Source organism: Fodinicola feengrottensis (assembly GCF_010993775.1).
Taxonomy (GTDB): domain Bacteria; phylum Actinomycetota; class Actinomycetes; order Mycobacteriales; family HKI-0501; genus Fodinicola; species Fodinicola feengrottensis.
Genome location: NZ_WOTO01000102.1, coordinates 1 through 15,236, shown reverse-complemented (window position 1 = coordinate 15,236; position 15,236 = coordinate 1). Strand labels below are relative to the sequence as shown.

At 67.9% G+C, this 15,236-nt stretch carries 17 protein-coding genes and 6 pseudogenes; 10 read left to right on the top strand and 13 right to left on the bottom strand.

Annotated elements, in window-relative coordinates; genetic code table 11:
- Positions 1-44 precede the first annotated feature (44 nt).
- The 4 genes and pseudogenes from GNX96_RS46975 to GNX96_RS60690 all read left to right on the top strand — a co-directional run bounded on the left by GNX96_RS46975 (position 45) and on the right by GNX96_RS60690 (position 1,063).
- Positions 45-209 (top strand): SH3-like domain-containing protein, encoded by a 165-nt coding sequence (locus GNX96_RS46975; RefSeq protein WP_279583375.1) that lies wholly within the window; start codon positions 45-47, stop codon positions 207-209.
- Complete coding sequence (locus GNX96_RS46970) at positions 202-480, top strand: SH3-like domain-containing protein (RefSeq protein WP_163573842.1); 279 nt, start codon at positions 202-204, stop codon at positions 478-480. The genes GNX96_RS46975 and GNX96_RS46970 overlap by 8 nt, the downstream gene beginning before the upstream one ends.
- Positions 414-656 (top strand): annotated as a pseudogene (locus GNX96_RS61990) (nitrile hydratase subunit alpha); the annotation flags it as partial. The gene GNX96_RS46970 and the pseudogene GNX96_RS61990, both read left to right, overlap by 67 nt.
- 119 nt (positions 657-775) lie before the next feature.
- Positions 776-1,063 (top strand): nitrile hydratase subunit alpha, encoded by a 288-nt coding sequence (locus GNX96_RS60690; protein WP_313885964.1) that lies wholly within the window; start codon positions 776-778, stop codon positions 1,061-1,063.
- Between the two features lie 6 nt (positions 1,064-1,069).
- Here the strand turns inward: GNX96_RS60690 and GNX96_RS46960 are convergent.
- Together GNX96_RS46960 and uppS are read right to left on the bottom strand one after the other, a co-directional pair.
- A pseudogene (locus GNX96_RS46960) lies at positions 1,070-1,689 on the bottom strand (YqjF family protein).
- A gap of 102 nt (positions 1,690-1,791) precedes the next feature.
- A complete protein-coding gene (uppS, locus tag GNX96_RS46955; RefSeq protein WP_163573841.1) occupies positions 1,792-2,562 on the bottom strand; it encodes a polyprenyl diphosphate synthase in 771 nt (256 codons plus the stop codon).
- A gap of 353 nt (positions 2,563-2,915) precedes the next feature.
- On the opposite strand from uppS, the gene GNX96_RS46950 reads away from it, so the two are divergent.
- Entirely contained in the window at positions 2,916-3,569 is a 654-nt protein-coding gene (locus GNX96_RS46950) for an SDR family oxidoreductase (protein ID WP_279583372.1), read from the top strand.
- A 47-nt stretch (positions 3,570-3,616) separates the two neighbouring features.
- Here the strand turns inward: GNX96_RS46950 and GNX96_RS60685 are convergent, their stop codons facing one another.
- The 4 genes and pseudogenes from GNX96_RS60685 to GNX96_RS46930 all read right to left on the bottom strand — a co-directional run bounded on the left by GNX96_RS60685 (position 3,617) and on the right by GNX96_RS46930 (position 6,373).
- Entirely contained in the window at positions 3,617-3,703 is an 87-nt protein-coding gene (locus GNX96_RS60685; RefSeq protein WP_279583378.1) for a hypothetical protein, read from the bottom strand.
- Between the two features lie 278 nt (positions 3,704-3,981).
- Positions 3,982-4,233, bottom strand: a pseudogene (locus GNX96_RS60680) (response regulator); the annotation flags it as partial.
- Positions 4,234-4,271: 38 nt separating this feature from the next.
- Positions 4,272-4,601, bottom strand: coding sequence for a histidine kinase (locus tag GNX96_RS46940; RefSeq protein ID WP_163573840.1), 330 nt, complete (start codon positions 4,599-4,601; stop codon positions 4,272-4,274).
- A 173-nt stretch (positions 4,602-4,774) separates the two neighbouring features.
- A complete protein-coding gene (locus tag GNX96_RS46930) occupies positions 4,775-6,373 on the bottom strand; it encodes a sensor histidine kinase (RefSeq protein WP_279583377.1) in 1,599 nt (532 codons plus the stop codon).
- Between the two features lie 283 nt (positions 6,374-6,656).
- Here GNX96_RS46930 and GNX96_RS46925 point away from each other — a divergent pair, with 283 nt between their 5' ends.
- Together GNX96_RS46925 and GNX96_RS46920 are read left to right on the top strand one after the other, a co-directional pair.
- Complete coding sequence (locus GNX96_RS46925) at positions 6,657-7,046, top strand: PH domain-containing protein (protein ID WP_279583371.1); 390 nt, start codon at positions 6,657-6,659, stop codon at positions 7,044-7,046.
- Positions 7,043-8,575 (top strand): PH domain-containing protein, encoded by a 1,533-nt coding sequence (locus GNX96_RS46920; protein ID WP_163573838.1) that lies wholly within the window; start codon positions 7,043-7,045, stop codon positions 8,573-8,575. The genes GNX96_RS46925 and GNX96_RS46920 overlap by 4 nt, the downstream gene beginning before the upstream one ends.
- On the opposite strand, the gene GNX96_RS46915 is transcribed toward GNX96_RS46920, so the two are convergent.
- Positions 8,559-8,735 carry a DUF6790 family protein gene (locus tag GNX96_RS46915; RefSeq protein WP_163573837.1) on the bottom strand — a complete coding sequence of 59 codons (177 nt, stop codon included), beginning with the start codon at positions 8,733-8,735 and terminating at the stop codon, positions 8,559-8,561. The genes GNX96_RS46920 and GNX96_RS46915 overlap by 17 nt on opposite strands.
- Positions 8,732-9,076: a DUF6790 family protein gene (locus GNX96_RS46910; protein ID WP_163573836.1), complete on the bottom strand. Its 345-nt coding sequence runs from the start codon at positions 9,074-9,076 to the stop codon at positions 8,732-8,734. Before GNX96_RS46910 ends, GNX96_RS46915 begins: the two co-directional genes overlap by 4 nt.
- Before the next feature lie 91 nt (positions 9,077-9,167).
- Between GNX96_RS46910 and GNX96_RS46905 the strand changes: the two genes are divergently transcribed.
- Positions 9,168-9,725, top strand: a complete 558-nt coding sequence (locus tag GNX96_RS46905) for a TetR/AcrR family transcriptional regulator (protein ID WP_163573835.1) — start codon at positions 9,168-9,170, stop codon at positions 9,723-9,725.
- Between the two features lie 4 nt (positions 9,726-9,729).
- On the opposite strand, the gene GNX96_RS46900 is transcribed toward GNX96_RS46905, so the two are convergent.
- A complete protein-coding gene (locus tag GNX96_RS46900) occupies positions 9,730-9,894 on the bottom strand; it encodes a response regulator transcription factor (protein ID WP_279583376.1) in 165 nt (54 codons plus the stop codon).
- Between the two features lie 50 nt (positions 9,895-9,944).
- On the opposite strand from GNX96_RS46900, the gene GNX96_RS46895 reads away from it, so the two are divergent.
- Positions 9,945-10,418 carry a hypothetical protein gene (locus GNX96_RS46895; protein WP_163573833.1) on the top strand — a complete coding sequence of 158 codons (474 nt, stop codon included), beginning with the start codon at positions 9,945-9,947 and terminating at the stop codon, positions 10,416-10,418.
- Here GNX96_RS46895 and GNX96_RS46890 read toward each other — a convergent pair.
- From GNX96_RS46890 to GNX96_RS66900, 3 genes and pseudogenes are all read right to left on the bottom strand, one after another.
- Positions 10,404-11,465 (bottom strand): hypothetical protein, encoded by a 1,062-nt coding sequence (locus GNX96_RS46890; protein ID WP_279583380.1) that lies wholly within the window; start codon positions 11,463-11,465, stop codon positions 10,404-10,406. The genes GNX96_RS46895 and GNX96_RS46890 overlap by 15 nt on opposite strands.
- Positions 11,466-12,124: 659 nt before the next feature.
- Positions 12,125-12,499 (bottom strand): annotated as a pseudogene (locus GNX96_RS66905) (hypothetical protein); the annotation flags it as partial.
- Positions 12,453-12,641, bottom strand: a pseudogene (locus GNX96_RS66900) (hypothetical protein); the annotation flags it as partial. The pseudogenes GNX96_RS66900 and GNX96_RS66905, both read right to left, overlap by 47 nt.
- Positions 12,642-13,132: 491 nt before the next feature.
- Here GNX96_RS66900 and GNX96_RS46875 point away from each other — a divergent pair.
- On the top strand, positions 13,133-14,428 hold the full coding sequence (locus GNX96_RS46875) for a S8 family peptidase (protein ID WP_279583370.1): 1,296 nt from the start codon (positions 13,133-13,135) through the stop codon (positions 14,426-14,428).
- A gap of 382 nt (positions 14,429-14,810) precedes the next feature.
- Here the strand turns inward: GNX96_RS46875 and GNX96_RS46870 are convergent.
- Positions 14,811-15,236, bottom strand: a pseudogene (locus tag GNX96_RS46870) (GMC oxidoreductase); the annotation flags it as partial.

The following is a 15,236-nucleotide window of genomic DNA, read 5'->3' as shown; positions in this document are numbered from 1 at the left end:
TTCCATGCTGACTGGGAGGCCGGGTTTTCGGTCTGAACAGCACGTTGGTACGGCAGGGTGTCTACAACCTGGACGAGTTCCGCGACGCGATCGAGCGCATGCCGCCGGAGCTCTATCTGCGTTCTTCGTACTACGAGCGGTGGTTCTACGCGATCCGCACTTTGTTGGTACGCAAGGGCGTGCTGGCTGAGGGTGAGCTCGATGGCTGAGCGGTTCGGGTCAGGCGTACGGGTAAGGACAATTGCCGTCGATCCTGCGCACCACACTCGGATTCCTCGCTACGCGCGCGGAAAAAGTCGGGTGTGGTGGTGGAGAGAGCGGGGGCGTCACCCGCTTCCGGACGTACGCTCGCAGAACCTGCCGGACCCGCCGGTGGAGGCGGTTTACGCGGTGCGTTTCGCGGCCCGTGATTTGTGGGGGGCGGGCGATCACTGGGTCGTGGTCGACTTGTGGGAGAGCTACCTGGAGGTGGACGGGTGAGCGGCGAACATTCCGACGCGCTGATTTCCCGGCAGGTCAGAGATTTGGAGACTTTGTTGGAGGAGCGCGGGGTGCTGGGCGGCCATGCTCTCGACGAGGCTCTCGACGCGTACTTGCGCCGCGCCACCCCGGCCAACGGCCGGCGGATCGTCGCGCACGCGTGGCTGGACGACGGATTTCGTGAGCGTCTGCTGGAAAATGCGAACGTGGCGATCGAAGAGCTCGGGTTCTCCATGGGCGGCGGGATTCAGGAGCAACGGCTGCGGGGGAGAACACCGCGGAAATCCACAACGTCGTGGTGTGTACGCTCTGCTCCTGCTATCCGATCTCGCTGCTCGGCCCTTCGCCGGGCTGGTACAAAAGCGAGGCGTACCGGTCCCGAGTGGTGCGCGATCCGCGAGCAGTGCTGGCCGAGTTCGGCGTGACCTTGGACGGGGGTGTCGACGTCACGGTGTGGGATTCCAGCGCGGAAACGCGGTATTTGGTGCTGCCACGGCGACCGGCCGGCACGGACGGCCTTTCTGCGGATGAGTTGGTCGACCTGGTTACCCGCAACGGTCTGATCGGCACCGCTGCGGTGTGAGTCACATCAGGCGGGTAGGGGTGGACCGAACCGGACCGGGACGCCGGGGGAATAGAGGACGCTGACCGGTGGCGTGGTGGGTTGCGGTAGGCCGGCGGCGCCGATCAGATGGTCGTCGAGGGAAAGTAGTTCCGCGCGGTGCAGCGGCCAGGTCGGGTGTTCGTTGGGGATATAGCGCGCGTGCGACCGTACGAGAAGACGTGTAAACCCCAGCGTGCGGTGAGAAAGTGCTCCAGTGTGGTGGGTTCGGTGATGCGTTCGCCTTTCCAGGCCACCACTGCGCTGGTGACGGCTCGATGTCCCTGCCGCCGTCTGCAGGTGTAAGTGAAAACGTCGCCGGTGCGTCGCATCTGCATCGACGACCAGATGTATGGCAACGACAGCCCTAGACGGCCCGCGACGACAGGCGCCAACCGGGCCGCGTCCAGCGAGCGGAAGACTACTGCGCGTCGGTCGTCGGCGTCGACTGAATAGAGCCGGACGTTTGTTTCCCAGAAGGTGCCGAAATACGGTAGACCCGGGGTCGCCAGCAGGCCGACTTTGTCCATCTGGAAGGGGACAAGTCCCACGTACGTGACGCCATCCAATAAATCCGGGCGGGTGCCGGCCGGCAGGAGCGGCGCCACCAGGGCCGGTTCTACCGGCCAGTGCAGGAAAGTGAGGTCCCGCCACCACTGGGTGAGAGCATCCGCCGGCGGACTGGCCGGGGCGTCAGGGCGGTGATCGGCTCAGGTGGCATTCTTGCGCTGCGCGTACGTCCGCAGGGCGCGGAGGAAGTCGATGTGCCGAAATGCCGGCCAGTATGCGTCGCAGAAGTGGTAGTCCGAATGTGCCGTCTGCCACAACAGAAAACCGGAGGCGCGGACCTCGCCGCTGGTCCGAATCACCAGCTCCGGATCGGGCAGATCGCTGGCGTAAAGGTGTTTGGCGATGTCGTCGGGAGTGAGTGTTTCGGCGACTTGTTTCAACGTACGGCCGGCTTCGCCGTTCTCCGTCAACAAAGAACGGACGGCGTCGGTGATTTCCTGGTGGCCGTCATAGCCGACGGCGACGGTGACGTGCCCATCGACCTTGCGATCGCGGGTCGCGTCGACGGCGACTTTGAGCGCGTGCGCGGTGGAATCCGGGAGTGCGTCCAGCCGGCCGGCCACCTGCACCCGCCAGCGGCTGGCCGGCCGGGCGAGGTGGTCGGCAACCACATTTTCGATAATATCCAAGAGAAACTGGACCTCGGGCGCGGCCCGGGAGCTCAGATTGTCCAGCGAAGCGACGAAAACGGTGACATGATCGATGCCGGCTTCGGCGCACCAGCCCAGCAGGTCCTCGACGTGCTCGGCGCCGTACCGATGACCGACGCTCGGATTGTCGAACCCCATCTGCCGGGCCCACCGCCGGTTGCCGTCCATGATCAGCCCGACATGCCGCGGGAGTGGCCCTTTCGTCAGCTGGCGGGTGAGCCGGCGACGGTAGAGGCCGTATGCCAGGTCCTTCAGCGCCATTCAGGAAACCTAACACGGGGTATCTGCGTACGAGCGTGTGCAGATTTGGCTCCCCCGGATGGTCCCACCCTCGGGGCTGGGTACGACGAAAACGGCGACGAGCCGAAAACGGCGACGAGCCGATAACGACGAGCCGAAAACGGGGACGAGCCGGAGACAGCGACCCAGACGAAAACGGCGACGAGCGGGGTTAGGGTTCCGCGAGGTGGTCAACGGCGGCGAAAGGCAGTGGCGATGGATCTCGGGCTGACCGGGCGGGTGGCGCTGGTGGGTGGCGCGTCGAGCGGGTTGGGGTTGGGGATCGCGACCGCGTTGGCGCACGAGGGGGTGAAGGTGGCGCTTGGGGCGCGGGGGTGGAGCTCGTACGGGAGAACGCGGAGCGGTTGCCGGGCGCGATCGGGGTGTCGTTGGACGTACGCGATCCGGGGAGTACGTCGGTGGCGGTCGCGGAGACGGTCGAGCGGCTCGGACCGGTCGACATTCTGGTGCTGAACGGTGGCGGGCCGCCGCCGGCGACCGCGTTGGACGTCACCGAGGAGATGGCGAGAGACGCCGCTGAGCTGCTGCTTTATGGACATTTGCGGCTGGTCAGGGAGTGCTTGCCGGGCATGCGGGAGCGTGGGTGGGGGCGGGTGATCGCGGTCAGTTCGACGTCGATCGACCAACCCATCGAGGTGTTGGCGACCTCCGGGATGTTCCGCAGCGCGCTCGCCGCCTACCTCAAAATGCTGGCGGACCAGCTCGCGACCACCGGAGTGACCGTCAACCTGCTGCTCCCGGGCCGCATTTCGACCGCGCGAGTAGACGGAATGGACCAGCTCGCCGCGCAGGCGCAGGACATCGCCGTCGAGGAGGTGCAGTTCCGGTCGCAGCGGTCGATCCCGGCCGGCCGTTACGGCAAAGTGGAGGAGTTCGCGGCGGCGGCCGCTTTTTTGTGCTCGCAGTCGGCGGCGTACGTCACCGGCCAGCGCCTGCGGGTGGACGGCGGACTCGTCCGCGGTTTTTAACCGTGACGTTGCGGGGGTATAGAACGGGTGTCACCCTCGGGATGAGTTCAGCGGGTGACGAGCCCGGCGTCGTACGCGAGCAGGCCGGCCTGGGTCCGGTTGTTGCAGTCCAGCTTGACCAACATCCGCGACACGTACCCCTTGACGGTCGCCTCGGACAGGAAAAGCCGGCGGCGATTTGGGCGTTGGAGAGGCCTTCGCCGAGGCAGGTGAGCACGTCGACCTCGCGTTCGGTGAGGCCGCGGACGAGTTTGCGGGCCCGGTCGCGCACCTCCTGCTCGTCGGCGGAGGCGGCGACGAGGCGACGGGCGGCCGCTGGGGACAGCACGGTGTGGCCGTCGGCGGCGACCCGGACCAGGCCGATCAGGTCCTCTGGTGGTGTGGACTTGACCAGGAATCCGGCCGCGCCGGCGCGCAGGGCCCGGATGACGTACTGGTCGGCGTCGAAGGTGGTGAGGGCGACGACGGCCGGCGGGTCTGGCAGCTGGCGGATTCGCTCGATCGCGGTTAAGCCGTCTACGCCCGGCATCCGCAGGTCCATAAGGACAACGCGCGGGCGGTGGCGTACGACCGCTTCGACGGCGGCGGCGCCGTCGTGGGCCACGTCGACCACCTCGATGTCGTCGGCCGAGCCGAGGATTGTCCGCAGATGGGCGCACACCATGGGCTCGTCGTCGACGACGATCACCCGGATCGGGTCAGTCATGTCGCTTCCTCGTGGTCGATGCGGAGCACGCCGATCATGTCGCGGAGTTCTTCCAGCGCTTCGCAGCCGACCGTACGCAGGTCCTCCGCGGCGGACCGAATGGTGGGGTCCACTGTGGACATCCGGACCGCGCCGGCCTGCAGCACCATCAGGCTGATCCGGTGGGTGACCACGTCGTGCAGGTCGGCGGCGAGCCGCATCCGCTCCTGCGCGCGGGCCTGTCCGGCGGCCAAAGCGCGATCCCGTTCGGCCCTTTCCGCGCGGTCGGTGGCTTCCCGGAGCAGTCGGGCCCGGGCCGCCAGGTATGCGCCCAAAAGTGCCGGCACCGCGGCGAGAGAGACCCCCGCCGTAGAGCACCGAAAGGGACAGGTCCCACGGCCGGGCGGCGACCAGCGTGATCACCGCGAGCAGCCCCCACACGTACCGGCCGCGGCGCGAGCGCTCGCCGAAATGGATGACCGTGTTGGCGGTCATGCTGGCGGCCAGGGGCAGCCAGGCATCAATTTGCAGGGGCACCGAGAACGTCGCGCCGGACGGGTTCGCGATGACCGCGAGCAACACGACCAGCAGGAGGATCGAGCTGACGGTGACCGGATATCGGCGCCGCCACAGCAAAACCAGGCTCGCAGGCACTTGCAGGCCCACCGCGATCCACTGCCATGGCGACGTCAACCGGCCATCCCACGGCAGCAGGCCGACGACCATCACCAGCACACCCACCAGCAGCAGGCCGGTGGCGAGGCCGATTTCCCAGCGGGCGTCCGACCGCGACTGCCAGGTGGGCAGTCGCAGCCACGCCGGCCGAGTGGACGCCTGGGCTGCCATCGACTCCACGGTAGACCCGGGCGCGGTCATCCGACCGCCGTCGGCACGTACGCCGGCAGGGTGACCTCGACCGCGAAGCCGCCCTCCTCGTTCGGGCCAGCGTGAAACGAGCCGTGCACCAGCTCCACTCGGTGGTGCGGAGCCCAGTCAGCCCGCTTCCTGAGCCGGTGCTGGAAAGTGCCTGGTCAGCGGGGCGTACCGGCGCATTGTTGCGTACGGTCAGTCGCACTTGGTCGGCGCCGTAGCGGACCTGCACGCGTACGTCCGTCCCCGGTGCGTGTTTATGCACGTTCGTCAGGGCTTCCTGGACGACTCGGTACGCGGTCCGGCCGACCGCCGGCGAGATCATCAGTGGGTTGCCGGACTCGTCCAGCGACACCCGGATCCCGGCGGTAGCGGAGTCGGCGACCAGCGCGGACAGGTCGGGCAGCGACGCGGGCAGGTCTTTGCGCTCCGAGTTCTCGTTGTCAGCGGGCGGATTTTCCCGCAGTACGGCGACCAACTCGCGGAGCTCATCGAGGGCCTGGACGCCGGAGCTGCGCAGATCCTCGGCGGCCGAGCGGGTGCTGTCGTCGCTGGCCGCGACCCGCAGCGCCCCGGCCTGCAGCACCATCAGGCTGATCCGATGGCTGACTACGTCATGCATTTCGGCCGCGAGCCGGGTCCTTTCCTCCGCGCGGGCCTGCTCGGCGAGCAACTGTTGCTCGCGCTCGGCCCGCTCGGCGCGCTCGGTCAGGGCCCGGATGAGCCGCCGCCGGGCGCCGATGTAGAGGCCGAGTAATGCTGGTACGGCAGTGAAAAGCAGTCCGCCGCTGACCGTACCGAAATCCGCCTGCCACGGCCGGACAGCAATCGCGGCGAGCGCGACGATCAGCATCCACGCGTAAATCCGCCGCCGGCCGGTGGGGGTGTAGACGATCGCCGAATAGAGCACGAAAGGCATTTCCAGCGTCGCCCACGCACCGCTCGGATCGTCCGCCGGCACCAGGATCGTGCCAGTGGTCGCGAGCAGGCCGATCGGGGTGGCGGCAATGGCGATCAGTTCCAGCAGGCAAAGCGCCACCGGGACACGCCGCCGGAGCAGCAAAGTGGCAGAGGAGACCACGTGGCTGATCAGCAACAGCCACGGAACGTCGAGCACGAAGCGGTCCTGCGCTGGATGCCACGAGACGATCGTGATCAGGATCGGGATGCCGCCCACGGCCACGCCGGCGGCCAGCGCGATGTCGATGAGGGCATCGCGCCGGGATTCCCAGAATGGTCGCCGAAACACGTACGCCAAGGTAGTGGCCGCTGTGCGCGTGGCGGCAGGGATCGGCGCGGACACCCTACGAAAGTCGCACGCCAGCTGGGTGAACGCAACTTTCGTCGGCGCCGCCCGATTCCTTTCCAGCTGGCCGGCCCGTCCCCGAACCGCCAGGATCACCCGTATTCTCGGAGGGAGACGGTGATGGTCGAGGTGCAGTTGCGGCCGCCGCGGCATCGGGTGCAGCGCCGGGCGATCGCCTGGTGGAGCGTAAGAGCGCTGGTGGTCGTGCTTCCGCCGGCGGTGGTGTGTGGCCGCGTTGGCGGCGTTGATCGAGCCGGCGCGTACGGGCCTGCTCGTCGCGTTGGCGGCGGTGGTCATCATTGTCGGAGCCGGCTATTTGATCGTGATGCCGCAGTGGCGTTATCGGGTCCATCGCTGGGAAACCACCGCGGACGCCGTCTACATCGCGTCCGGCTGGATCTGGCAGGAGTGGCATGCCGCGCCGATGACCCGGATCCAGACCGTCGACACCGTACGCGGCCCCCTGCAACAACTTTTCCGGCTGGCCGGCGTCACGGTGACCACCGCCTCGGCGGCTGGCGCGATCACCATCCAGGGCCTGGACCGCCAGGTCGCGGCCGATCTTGCCTTGCAACTGACCGAAATCACCCAGGCCACGCCCGGGGACGCGACATGAGCGGCGGTTGGCAGCGGCTGGACCGGCGGATGTTGGTGCCATCGCTGACCGCGCTTTCGCTGCCCGTGCTGGGAATGCTGTTCGCGCTGACTCTCGCCGGGTGGCAGGTCACCACTGGGGTCGGCGTCACGGCCATCGTGATGGCATCCGTTCTGGTGGCGTTCCTGATGGTGGCAGTGGCCCACTCGGTGCGCTATTTCACTACCCGCTACCAGATCAGCGACGAGCGGGTCGAGCTGCGCTCCGGGCTGGTTTCCCGTACGCACCGGTCGATTCCACGCGCCCGCGTCCGCAGCGTCGACCTGACCTCCGGGCCGCTGCACCGACTTTTGGGTCTGTCGGTGGTGAAAGTCGGCACCGGCCGGCAGATCAAGGACGCGGACAAGGACGAGCTGGAATTCCATGCGGTCTCGCAGCGGCAGGCGGCGGTGGCTCTGCGGCAGGAATTGCTGCACCGGACCGAAAATGCTGGCGACGTACGGGTCATCGCCACCCTTGACCGGCGGTGGCTCCGGTACGCGCCGCTCACGCTGTCGACGGTCGCGGTCGTTTACGGGGTGGTGGGCGGTGTCACCGAGCGGGTAGTCGAGGCGGCGCCATCGCTGCCTTGGCTCTTTATCCAGTGGGTGGCCGGATTCCTGTCCGTCTCGATCGTGCTCGCGGTGCTGATCGTGCTGGCTGGCGGCGCTTTCCTGATCGGGCTGGTCGTGTCGGCCGTGCAGTATGTCGAGGGATGGTGGGGTTTTCGGCTGGAGCGTGAGCACGGCGACACGCTGCTGGTCACCCGCGGGCTGATCACCACTCGCTCGGTCACGCTGGAGGAACGGCGGATCCGCGGGGTGGAGATCGCCGAGCCGCTGCTGGTCCGCTGGGCCCGCGGTGCTCGTACGAAAGTTGTCGCGACCGGAGTGAAATCGACTCGCGAATCGCGCAACCAGGATGCCTTGCTGCCGCCGGCCACTCGGGCCGCCGCGCACCAGGTCGCGGCCGCCGTGCTGCGGGAGCCCGCGGACCCGACCCGTACGCCGCTGATCACCCATCCGCGGGTGGCGCTGCGCCGCCGGTTGGTACGAGCCGCCGCCGGCTGGCTGGTAGCTGTGCTCATTTCCCTTGTCCTACCAGTATTTTCGACGACGTTGCCGTCTTGGTTGCCGTGGATTGTCGCGGTGCTGGGGACTCCGGTGGCTGTCCTGTTCGGCATCGACGCCTACCGGAATCTCGGGCACGGACTTTCCGGGAAATATCTGGTCACTCGCTCCGGAACAGCGGTCCGTCGTACCGTCGCGTTGCGCCGGAGCGGGGTCATCGGGTGGCGGGTCCGGCGATCGCCTTTCCAGCGCAGAGCCGGATTGTGCACGGTCATCGCGACCACCGCCGCGGGCAAATGCGCCTATCGGATCCGGGATGTCCGGCTGACCGACGGGCTCGCCTTCGCCGAAGAGGCGGCACCGGGCATCCTGACTGATTTCCTTAGTTCTGGTGGAAAGTCAGCTGATCGCCGCCGGTCCGTGGCTAACGCAGGGCACTAGCTTTTTTGTCGAGCCGGCGGGACGCCAAGATCAGGATCAGGGCGACCACTGGAACTCCCACGTCGGCCAGCAGGATCGTGCCGACGTTCCCGGGCTGGATGTCATTGTTCACCACGAAGTTGTAGACGTGCTCGATGGCGGCGCCGACCAGGAAGATCAAAATAGGCGACCATGCTGACCTCGCGAGCGTGGTCTTTCACTCGTACGCACCAAAAAAAACCCGACGACCGCGAAGCCGAGGTTGGCGGTCGCCACCTCCCATTGGAACCCGCTCGTCTGATAGCCGATGACCGCCGCGAAAGTGTCCGTCGCGAAGAAGAACGCGACGGCGATCCAGAGCGCGCCGAAACCGACCGCTGCCCCGAACCACCAGCGCAGCCAGGTCTCCAGCCGCTCCGCCGCGTTCGCCGGCCGGCGAACGGTCGTGCTCACCAGTGCGCCGATCACCGCGACTGTCGGGAAAACCATCGGCATCACGTTGGCCTCGATAACGTACGACATGTCCCACTCCTTAAAGCGAAGGCGATTGCGTTAACGTCAAGCTAGCAAGAACAGCGGCTAAACGCAACTATCTTCGTGTTAGGTTGTGGTGGTGACGACAGATCGAGCGCGGAGCAGGCCAGGTGGGCGGACGGCCGCGGTACGCGAGTCAGTGCATGCGGCGGTGCTGGAGCTGCTGGCCGGCCAGTCCTGGGCAGAAATGACGTTTCCGCTGGTCGCGGAGAAGTCCGGCGTACATCCGGCAACGCTCTACCGGCGCTGGGGCAGCGTTTCCGGGCTGCTCGAGGATGTCATCTCGGCGCGTCTGGAGCGCCTTTCCGCGTTGCCGGACACCGGCTCGCTGCGGACCGATCTGGCCGCCTGGGGAGCTGGACTCGCCGCCGATCTGGCCGGCGTTCCGGGCCGGGTGTTCCTGCGTGCCGCGCTGCTCGCTCAGGAACCCGGCAGCAATGGCGGATACATGACTGGGCGTACGAATGACATCCAGACGATGCTCGACCGCGCAACCGCCCGCGGCGAGCACTCACCGAGCCTGCAGGAGGTATTCGAGATCCTGATCGCGCCGATCTACGCGTACGCGCTGTTCAACTGGGACGACGTCGCCCCCAACCGAGTCGTGGCCCTCGTCGACCGGCTCTGTCCTTCCTGACCCGTCAGGACTCGCGGAGGTCGGCGCGGGTGCGGGCGCCGGATTTGTGCAGGACGCGGGCGACGTGGTGTTCGACGGTTCGCGGGGACAGGAAAAGGACCTCGGCGATTTCCCGGTTGGAGTGGCCGCGGGCGAGCAGTCGGGCCACGTCCTTCTCCCGTGGCGACAGTTCGTCACCGTAACCGCGGCGGCCGCGGCGGGGGATCGTACGACGGTGCCGTGACCGCGCAGGGCGTGCTGGCAGCGGGCAGCGTCGCGGGTAGCGCCGAGGGCGGCGAAGGTGTCGGCGAGCGGGCCGAGCTGTTCGGTCGGGTCGGCGCCGCGGGCGACGGCGGCCAGCGCGGCCCGCTCGGTGGCCAGCGCCGCGTCGTACGGAGCGGGCAGCGCCTCGTACGCCTCGGCGGCGTCGCGGAGGCGGCCGGTGGCGCCGCGTACGTCGCCGGTGAAAAGGCGCAGGATGCCGCGGCCATGCAGCGAAGCGGCCTGGGCGAGGGGAGTGTCGCTGCCGGCGATGCCAGGTCGTACGCGTCCAGGAGGGCCTGCGCGGTGGCGATTTCGCCGTTGCGCGCGTACGCCTCAGTGGCGGCCGGCAGCAGCTCGGCGGCCCACGCCCAGACGCCCTTCGCGCTGGCCAGCGCGAGGCTGCGGCTGGCCGCGTGGGCCGCTGAGACGACGTCGTCACGGGACAGGTAGAGGCGCGTGCGGGCAGCGGCCGCGGAAATGACCATCGGGGCGCAGGACTCGGTGGCGCTGAGGAGGCCGGGCCGTCGAGCCGGTCCAGTGCCGCGTCCCACTCGCCGGCCGCGATGGCCAGCGACGCGAGCACCAGGGACAGCTCGTCGGCGACGATCTGCACGTCCAGGTAGCGGTCCAGGAGCTGCTCGCAGCGCTCGGCGAGGCCCTCCCACCGACCCGTCCACCAGTCCAGATGCGCCTCGGTGGCGTCGGTGACGCTGCAGACGTACGGGACTGCGCCGCCGGCGCCGGCCAGCTCCTGGCTGGTCCGCAGGAAGCGACGGCAGACGAGAAGTGTCCGACCCAGCCGCACGCGTCGGCCACGTTGGCGTGCGCCCTGGTCAGCGCGCGGCGCTCTTCCGAGTCGTCGCTGCGATCGGGCAGCTCCAGCGCCTGCGGGAGGCCGGCCGGGTCGCCGAGCTGGATGAGCGTATGCAGCTGGTTAGCGGCCGCGCTGGCCCGTACCGCCGGGTCCGCGGACCGCTGGATGCCCTTCTCCACCAGCGGCAGCCACCGCTGAGCCTCGCTCGCCGGCGTCTCGCCGAACTGGGCCACCGCGAGCACCGACATGCCCATCAGCGCGGAGGCCGGGTTCGAGTCGGCCAGTTGGGCGACCGCCTCCTCCAGGTCCTCACGGCCGGCGTCGAGACTGCCGGACCTGCGTAAGGACAGCAGCCCGCGCTGGAACCTCAGCTCCGCCCGAGTGGCCGAGGTCAGCCGCGGATCTTCCAGCAGCTGCCCCAAAACGGTGATCATGCCGCGCTCGCCCACCATCCCGAGCGCGGACTTGCCCAGGGCCAGCGCGACCCGGTTGACCTGCTCGGTGGAGATCGTCGGCTCGTCGATCAGCTCCAGCAGCAGCTCGCTGGCCAACGCCGAGTCGCCACTGTCGTGCGCGACCAGCGCCGCGCTCTCGGCGGTGCTGAGCCACTCGCCAATCTGCTCGGCGGCCCGCAGGTGGTTGGCGATCTGGACGTACGGTAGCGACGGCCCGGCCCGCAGCACCGCGGCCGCCCGGGGGCGTGCAGACCGCGTCTATAAGGGCCGTCGAGTGCGTCGTAGACGGCCTGCCTGGCCAACGCGTGCCGGAAGCCGTACCGGTTCGTGGACGCCTCCACCAGCACGCCGGCCCGCAGCGCCTGCACGATCCCGTCGTCGGTCTCGGCGGCCGGCAGGTCGGCGACCGCCATGATCAGCGCGGCCGACGCCGGCACCGCGAGCACCGCGGTCGCCTGGGCCACTCGTACGGCCGCGGGCGACAGCCGGTCCAGCCGGTCGGCCATCGCCTGCCGGAGCAGGGTCGGCACCTCCAGGTTGTCCAGCAGCCGCTCGGCGGCGCTACCGGTGGCTCGTACCGCACCCGCCGGGTCACGCAGCGCGTGCAGAGTTTCCTCGATGGCGAAAGGGATCCCGGCGGTACGACGGAACAGTCGGCCGGCGAAGTCGGCGGACACGTCCTGCTCGCCCACCAGCGCCGCGGTCAGCCGGCCGACGTGGCCCTCGTCCAGTGGCGCCAGCCGGATCACCGCGGACGTGGTGCCCGGGCCCTGCCGATGCGCGCCGGTCAGCGGCAGCGACGCGGACTCCTCGGGGCGGTAGGTGGCGACCACACACATGTTGTCGGCCGGCTGCGACACCAGGAAATGCAGCAGGTCGGTGGTGCCCTCGTCCGCCCAGTGCAGGTCCTCCACCACCAGCAGGGTCGGGCCGCAAGTGGCCAACAGCTCGCGTACGGCCCGGAACATCCGGTGTCGTTCGGCCCTCGCGTCCCCGAGCGGGGGGCGGGCTGCGCGGGCAGATGATCGGCGATCTCGGCCAGCATCGGTCGCAGCGCGCCGAGCAGCGGATTGAGCGGCGGCGGCCGGTCCGGCGTAGCCGCTCCAGGTGCTCGCCGGCGCCGCCGAGGGCGTCCACGATCGGCCCGTACGGGAACGGTTCGCGCAGCGGCTGACACCAGCCCATCGCCGTCCAGTGCCGGCGCAGCTCCGGCTGGGCCAGCAGCTCCTGCAGCAGGCGGCTCTTGCCGATTCCGGCCTCACCTTCCAGCAGCACCACCGCGGGTGGCTGGCTGGTGACGTCGATCAGGGCCCGCAGCTCAGCGGTCCGGCCCACCAGGACGGGCGAGCTGGCCCGTACCAAAATGGCCGAACCGGCGGGCTGGCTCGCCTGTTCCCCTCGCATGAGCACCCTCGCTCCCGGAGACGAGTGGTTCGCACTGGGTGAGATGAACCCTCGTACGCGTGGCAGATTCTCCCGAATTACGACGTAGTGTAGTAGCCCGATTTACATAACGCAGGGTGACGGTTGCCGGATCGAGTGGAGCGATTGCCTCGGGTATCGCATCAATTCATCCCAATTCGGACGATGGTCCCTGGAGTGGCCCGGTCTGGTCCTTAATAGTGCCGGACCGTGTCAACTCCCACGTTTGTGCCTTGCTGGCATGCAACAGGCAATACGCAGCAAAAGCCAGCATTAGATGGGTGCTGCCTACGCATTGTTTAGGAATCGTTATGGACCGAAAGTTGGTCCAATGCGGCCGTGTCACCCCGCTTCCTGCTCTCGTACGCCTCAGGACCTCGCGTCATAGCAGGACAGGTGGTTATCCATGACGGAGAGTGATCGCCCGGTACGGCTGCTCGCCCGGAACAACTGGGATCTTCAAGGAGGAAGCCGTGAATCCGATCGCCACCAGAGCCGTGCGTACCTTGCTCGCCAGCGCGGTTGTCGCGCTGACCGTGGCTGGCAGCGCGCTTGCCGGGATGCCTGCGCAGGCCGCCGGTGCCCGTACGACGCCAGCGCCCTATGTCACGCACGGCGCCAGCGCTGTCACCGGTGAATACATCGTCCAGGTGGCGCCCGGCGCGAACCCGGCCGCGGTGGCCCAGTCGATGGGCGTACGCCCCGAGCACGTCTACACCAAGGTGCTGCACGGATTCGCCGCGAAGATGTCCAGTCAGCAGCTCAGCACCGCCCGGATGCAGGCGACCGTACGGTCGGTCAATCAGGACGCTCGCATCCAGGTCGATTCGGTCCCGTCGTGGGGTCTGGACCGGATCGACCAGCCGAACCTGCCGCTGGACAACCAGTTCACCGTGACGGCCACCGGCGCCGGTGTCAGCGCGTACGTCATAGACACTGGCATCGACACCACCAACGCGGATTTTGGTGGCAGGGCTCAGATCGCGTACGACGCGACCGGCGGTGACGGCAAGGACTGCAACGGTCACGGCACCCACGTCGCCGGCACGATCGGCAGCACCACGTACGGGATCGCGCATCAGGTCAGTCTCTATGCCGTACGGGTGCTCAACTGCGCTGGCCAGGGCTCGTACCAGGATGTGATCGCCGGCATGGACTGGGTGGCCAACAACGCCCACAAGCCGGCCGTCGCCAACATGTCACTCGGCGGCCCGAGCGACTCTGGCGTCGACACCGCCGCCACCAACCTCGCCGCCTCCGGCGTCTTTCTGGCCGTAGCGGCCGGAAACGACGGCGCCGACGCCTCCGGCCACTCCCCGGCCGAAGCCCCCGGCGTCTTCACCACCGCCGCCAGCGACAACGCCGACCACAACGCCAGCTGGTCCAACTATGGCTCCCTGGTCGAGGGCTATGCCCCGGGCGTGAACATCACGTCGCTCTGGCTCAACGGCGGCACAAACACGATCTCCGGCACCTCGATGGCCACCCCGCATGTGGCCGGGGTCGCGGCACTTTACAAGTCAGCCAACGGTGACGCTTCCTCGGACGCGGTGATTTCCTGGCTGCAGAGCCACGCCTCAAGGGCGTCATCTCGAACGCACCAGCCGGCACGACGAAGGATCTGCTGCAGACCGCAGGCCTTTAAGACCTCGGGCGCCCGCCATTTCCCCGGCGGGCGCCCGATATTGTCGCCCGTGTCTCCCGGCCTGACTGCTACTCCAAGCGTACGAGCTGCGCATCGGATTCCGATTGTGCAGATCTCTACGTAGGGTGCGGCGCGAAATTGTCGTAGGTGTCTGTTTTTTTTTCCCCCTCCCTTTGAACGGGCGGGGGTGGGTTGAGAGGTAGTCCTTAATTTTTAGTTGAACATTGGTCCTCAAACCCGCCCCCCCCCCGTCACTGGGTGGGGGCAAATCTGCCGGAGGGGTACGACAGTTTCGCGCCGCACCCTGTGTAGAGCTGCACAATCGGACTCCGATTGTGCAGCGGGTGGGTGGGGTGCCCTGGCGGCGTTATTTGCGGAATCCGGTTACTGGCGGTGAAAGTTGACCTCAGGCGTCCCATGGGTCACCATGGCGCGAATGCAACGAAAATGGGACAAAAGCGAGCCGTACCGTTACATTCGGCGAGCAGTGGGGGGAGGGGTGAGGGTCAGTGAGGGAGCAGGGCGGCCGGGGCGCCGGCTGGTACGGCCGGGGATTTTGGGGATATCGCGGGAATTCGGGTGTAAGAAGTGCCCTGGGCGGGGCGTGGGTCGGGGTCGCCGAGGTTGGGCCACATGGAGAAAGCGCGTTCGGCTTGGGCGGTGATGGTCAGCGAGGGGTTGACGCCGAGGTTTGCGGTGATCGCTGAACCGTCCACAATAGACAGTGTGGGGTAGCCGAAAGCACGTTGGTACGGGTCGATGACGCCTTCTTCGGCGGTTTGGCCGATGGGGCAGCCGCCGATGAAGTGGGCGGTCAGCGGGATGTTGAAAAGCTCGCCCCAGGTGCCGCCGGCTTGGCCGTCCATTGTTCGGCGGCTAGTTCGGTGGCTTTGTCAAGCGAGAGGCTGGATGCAGCTTGGGTTGGGTTTGCC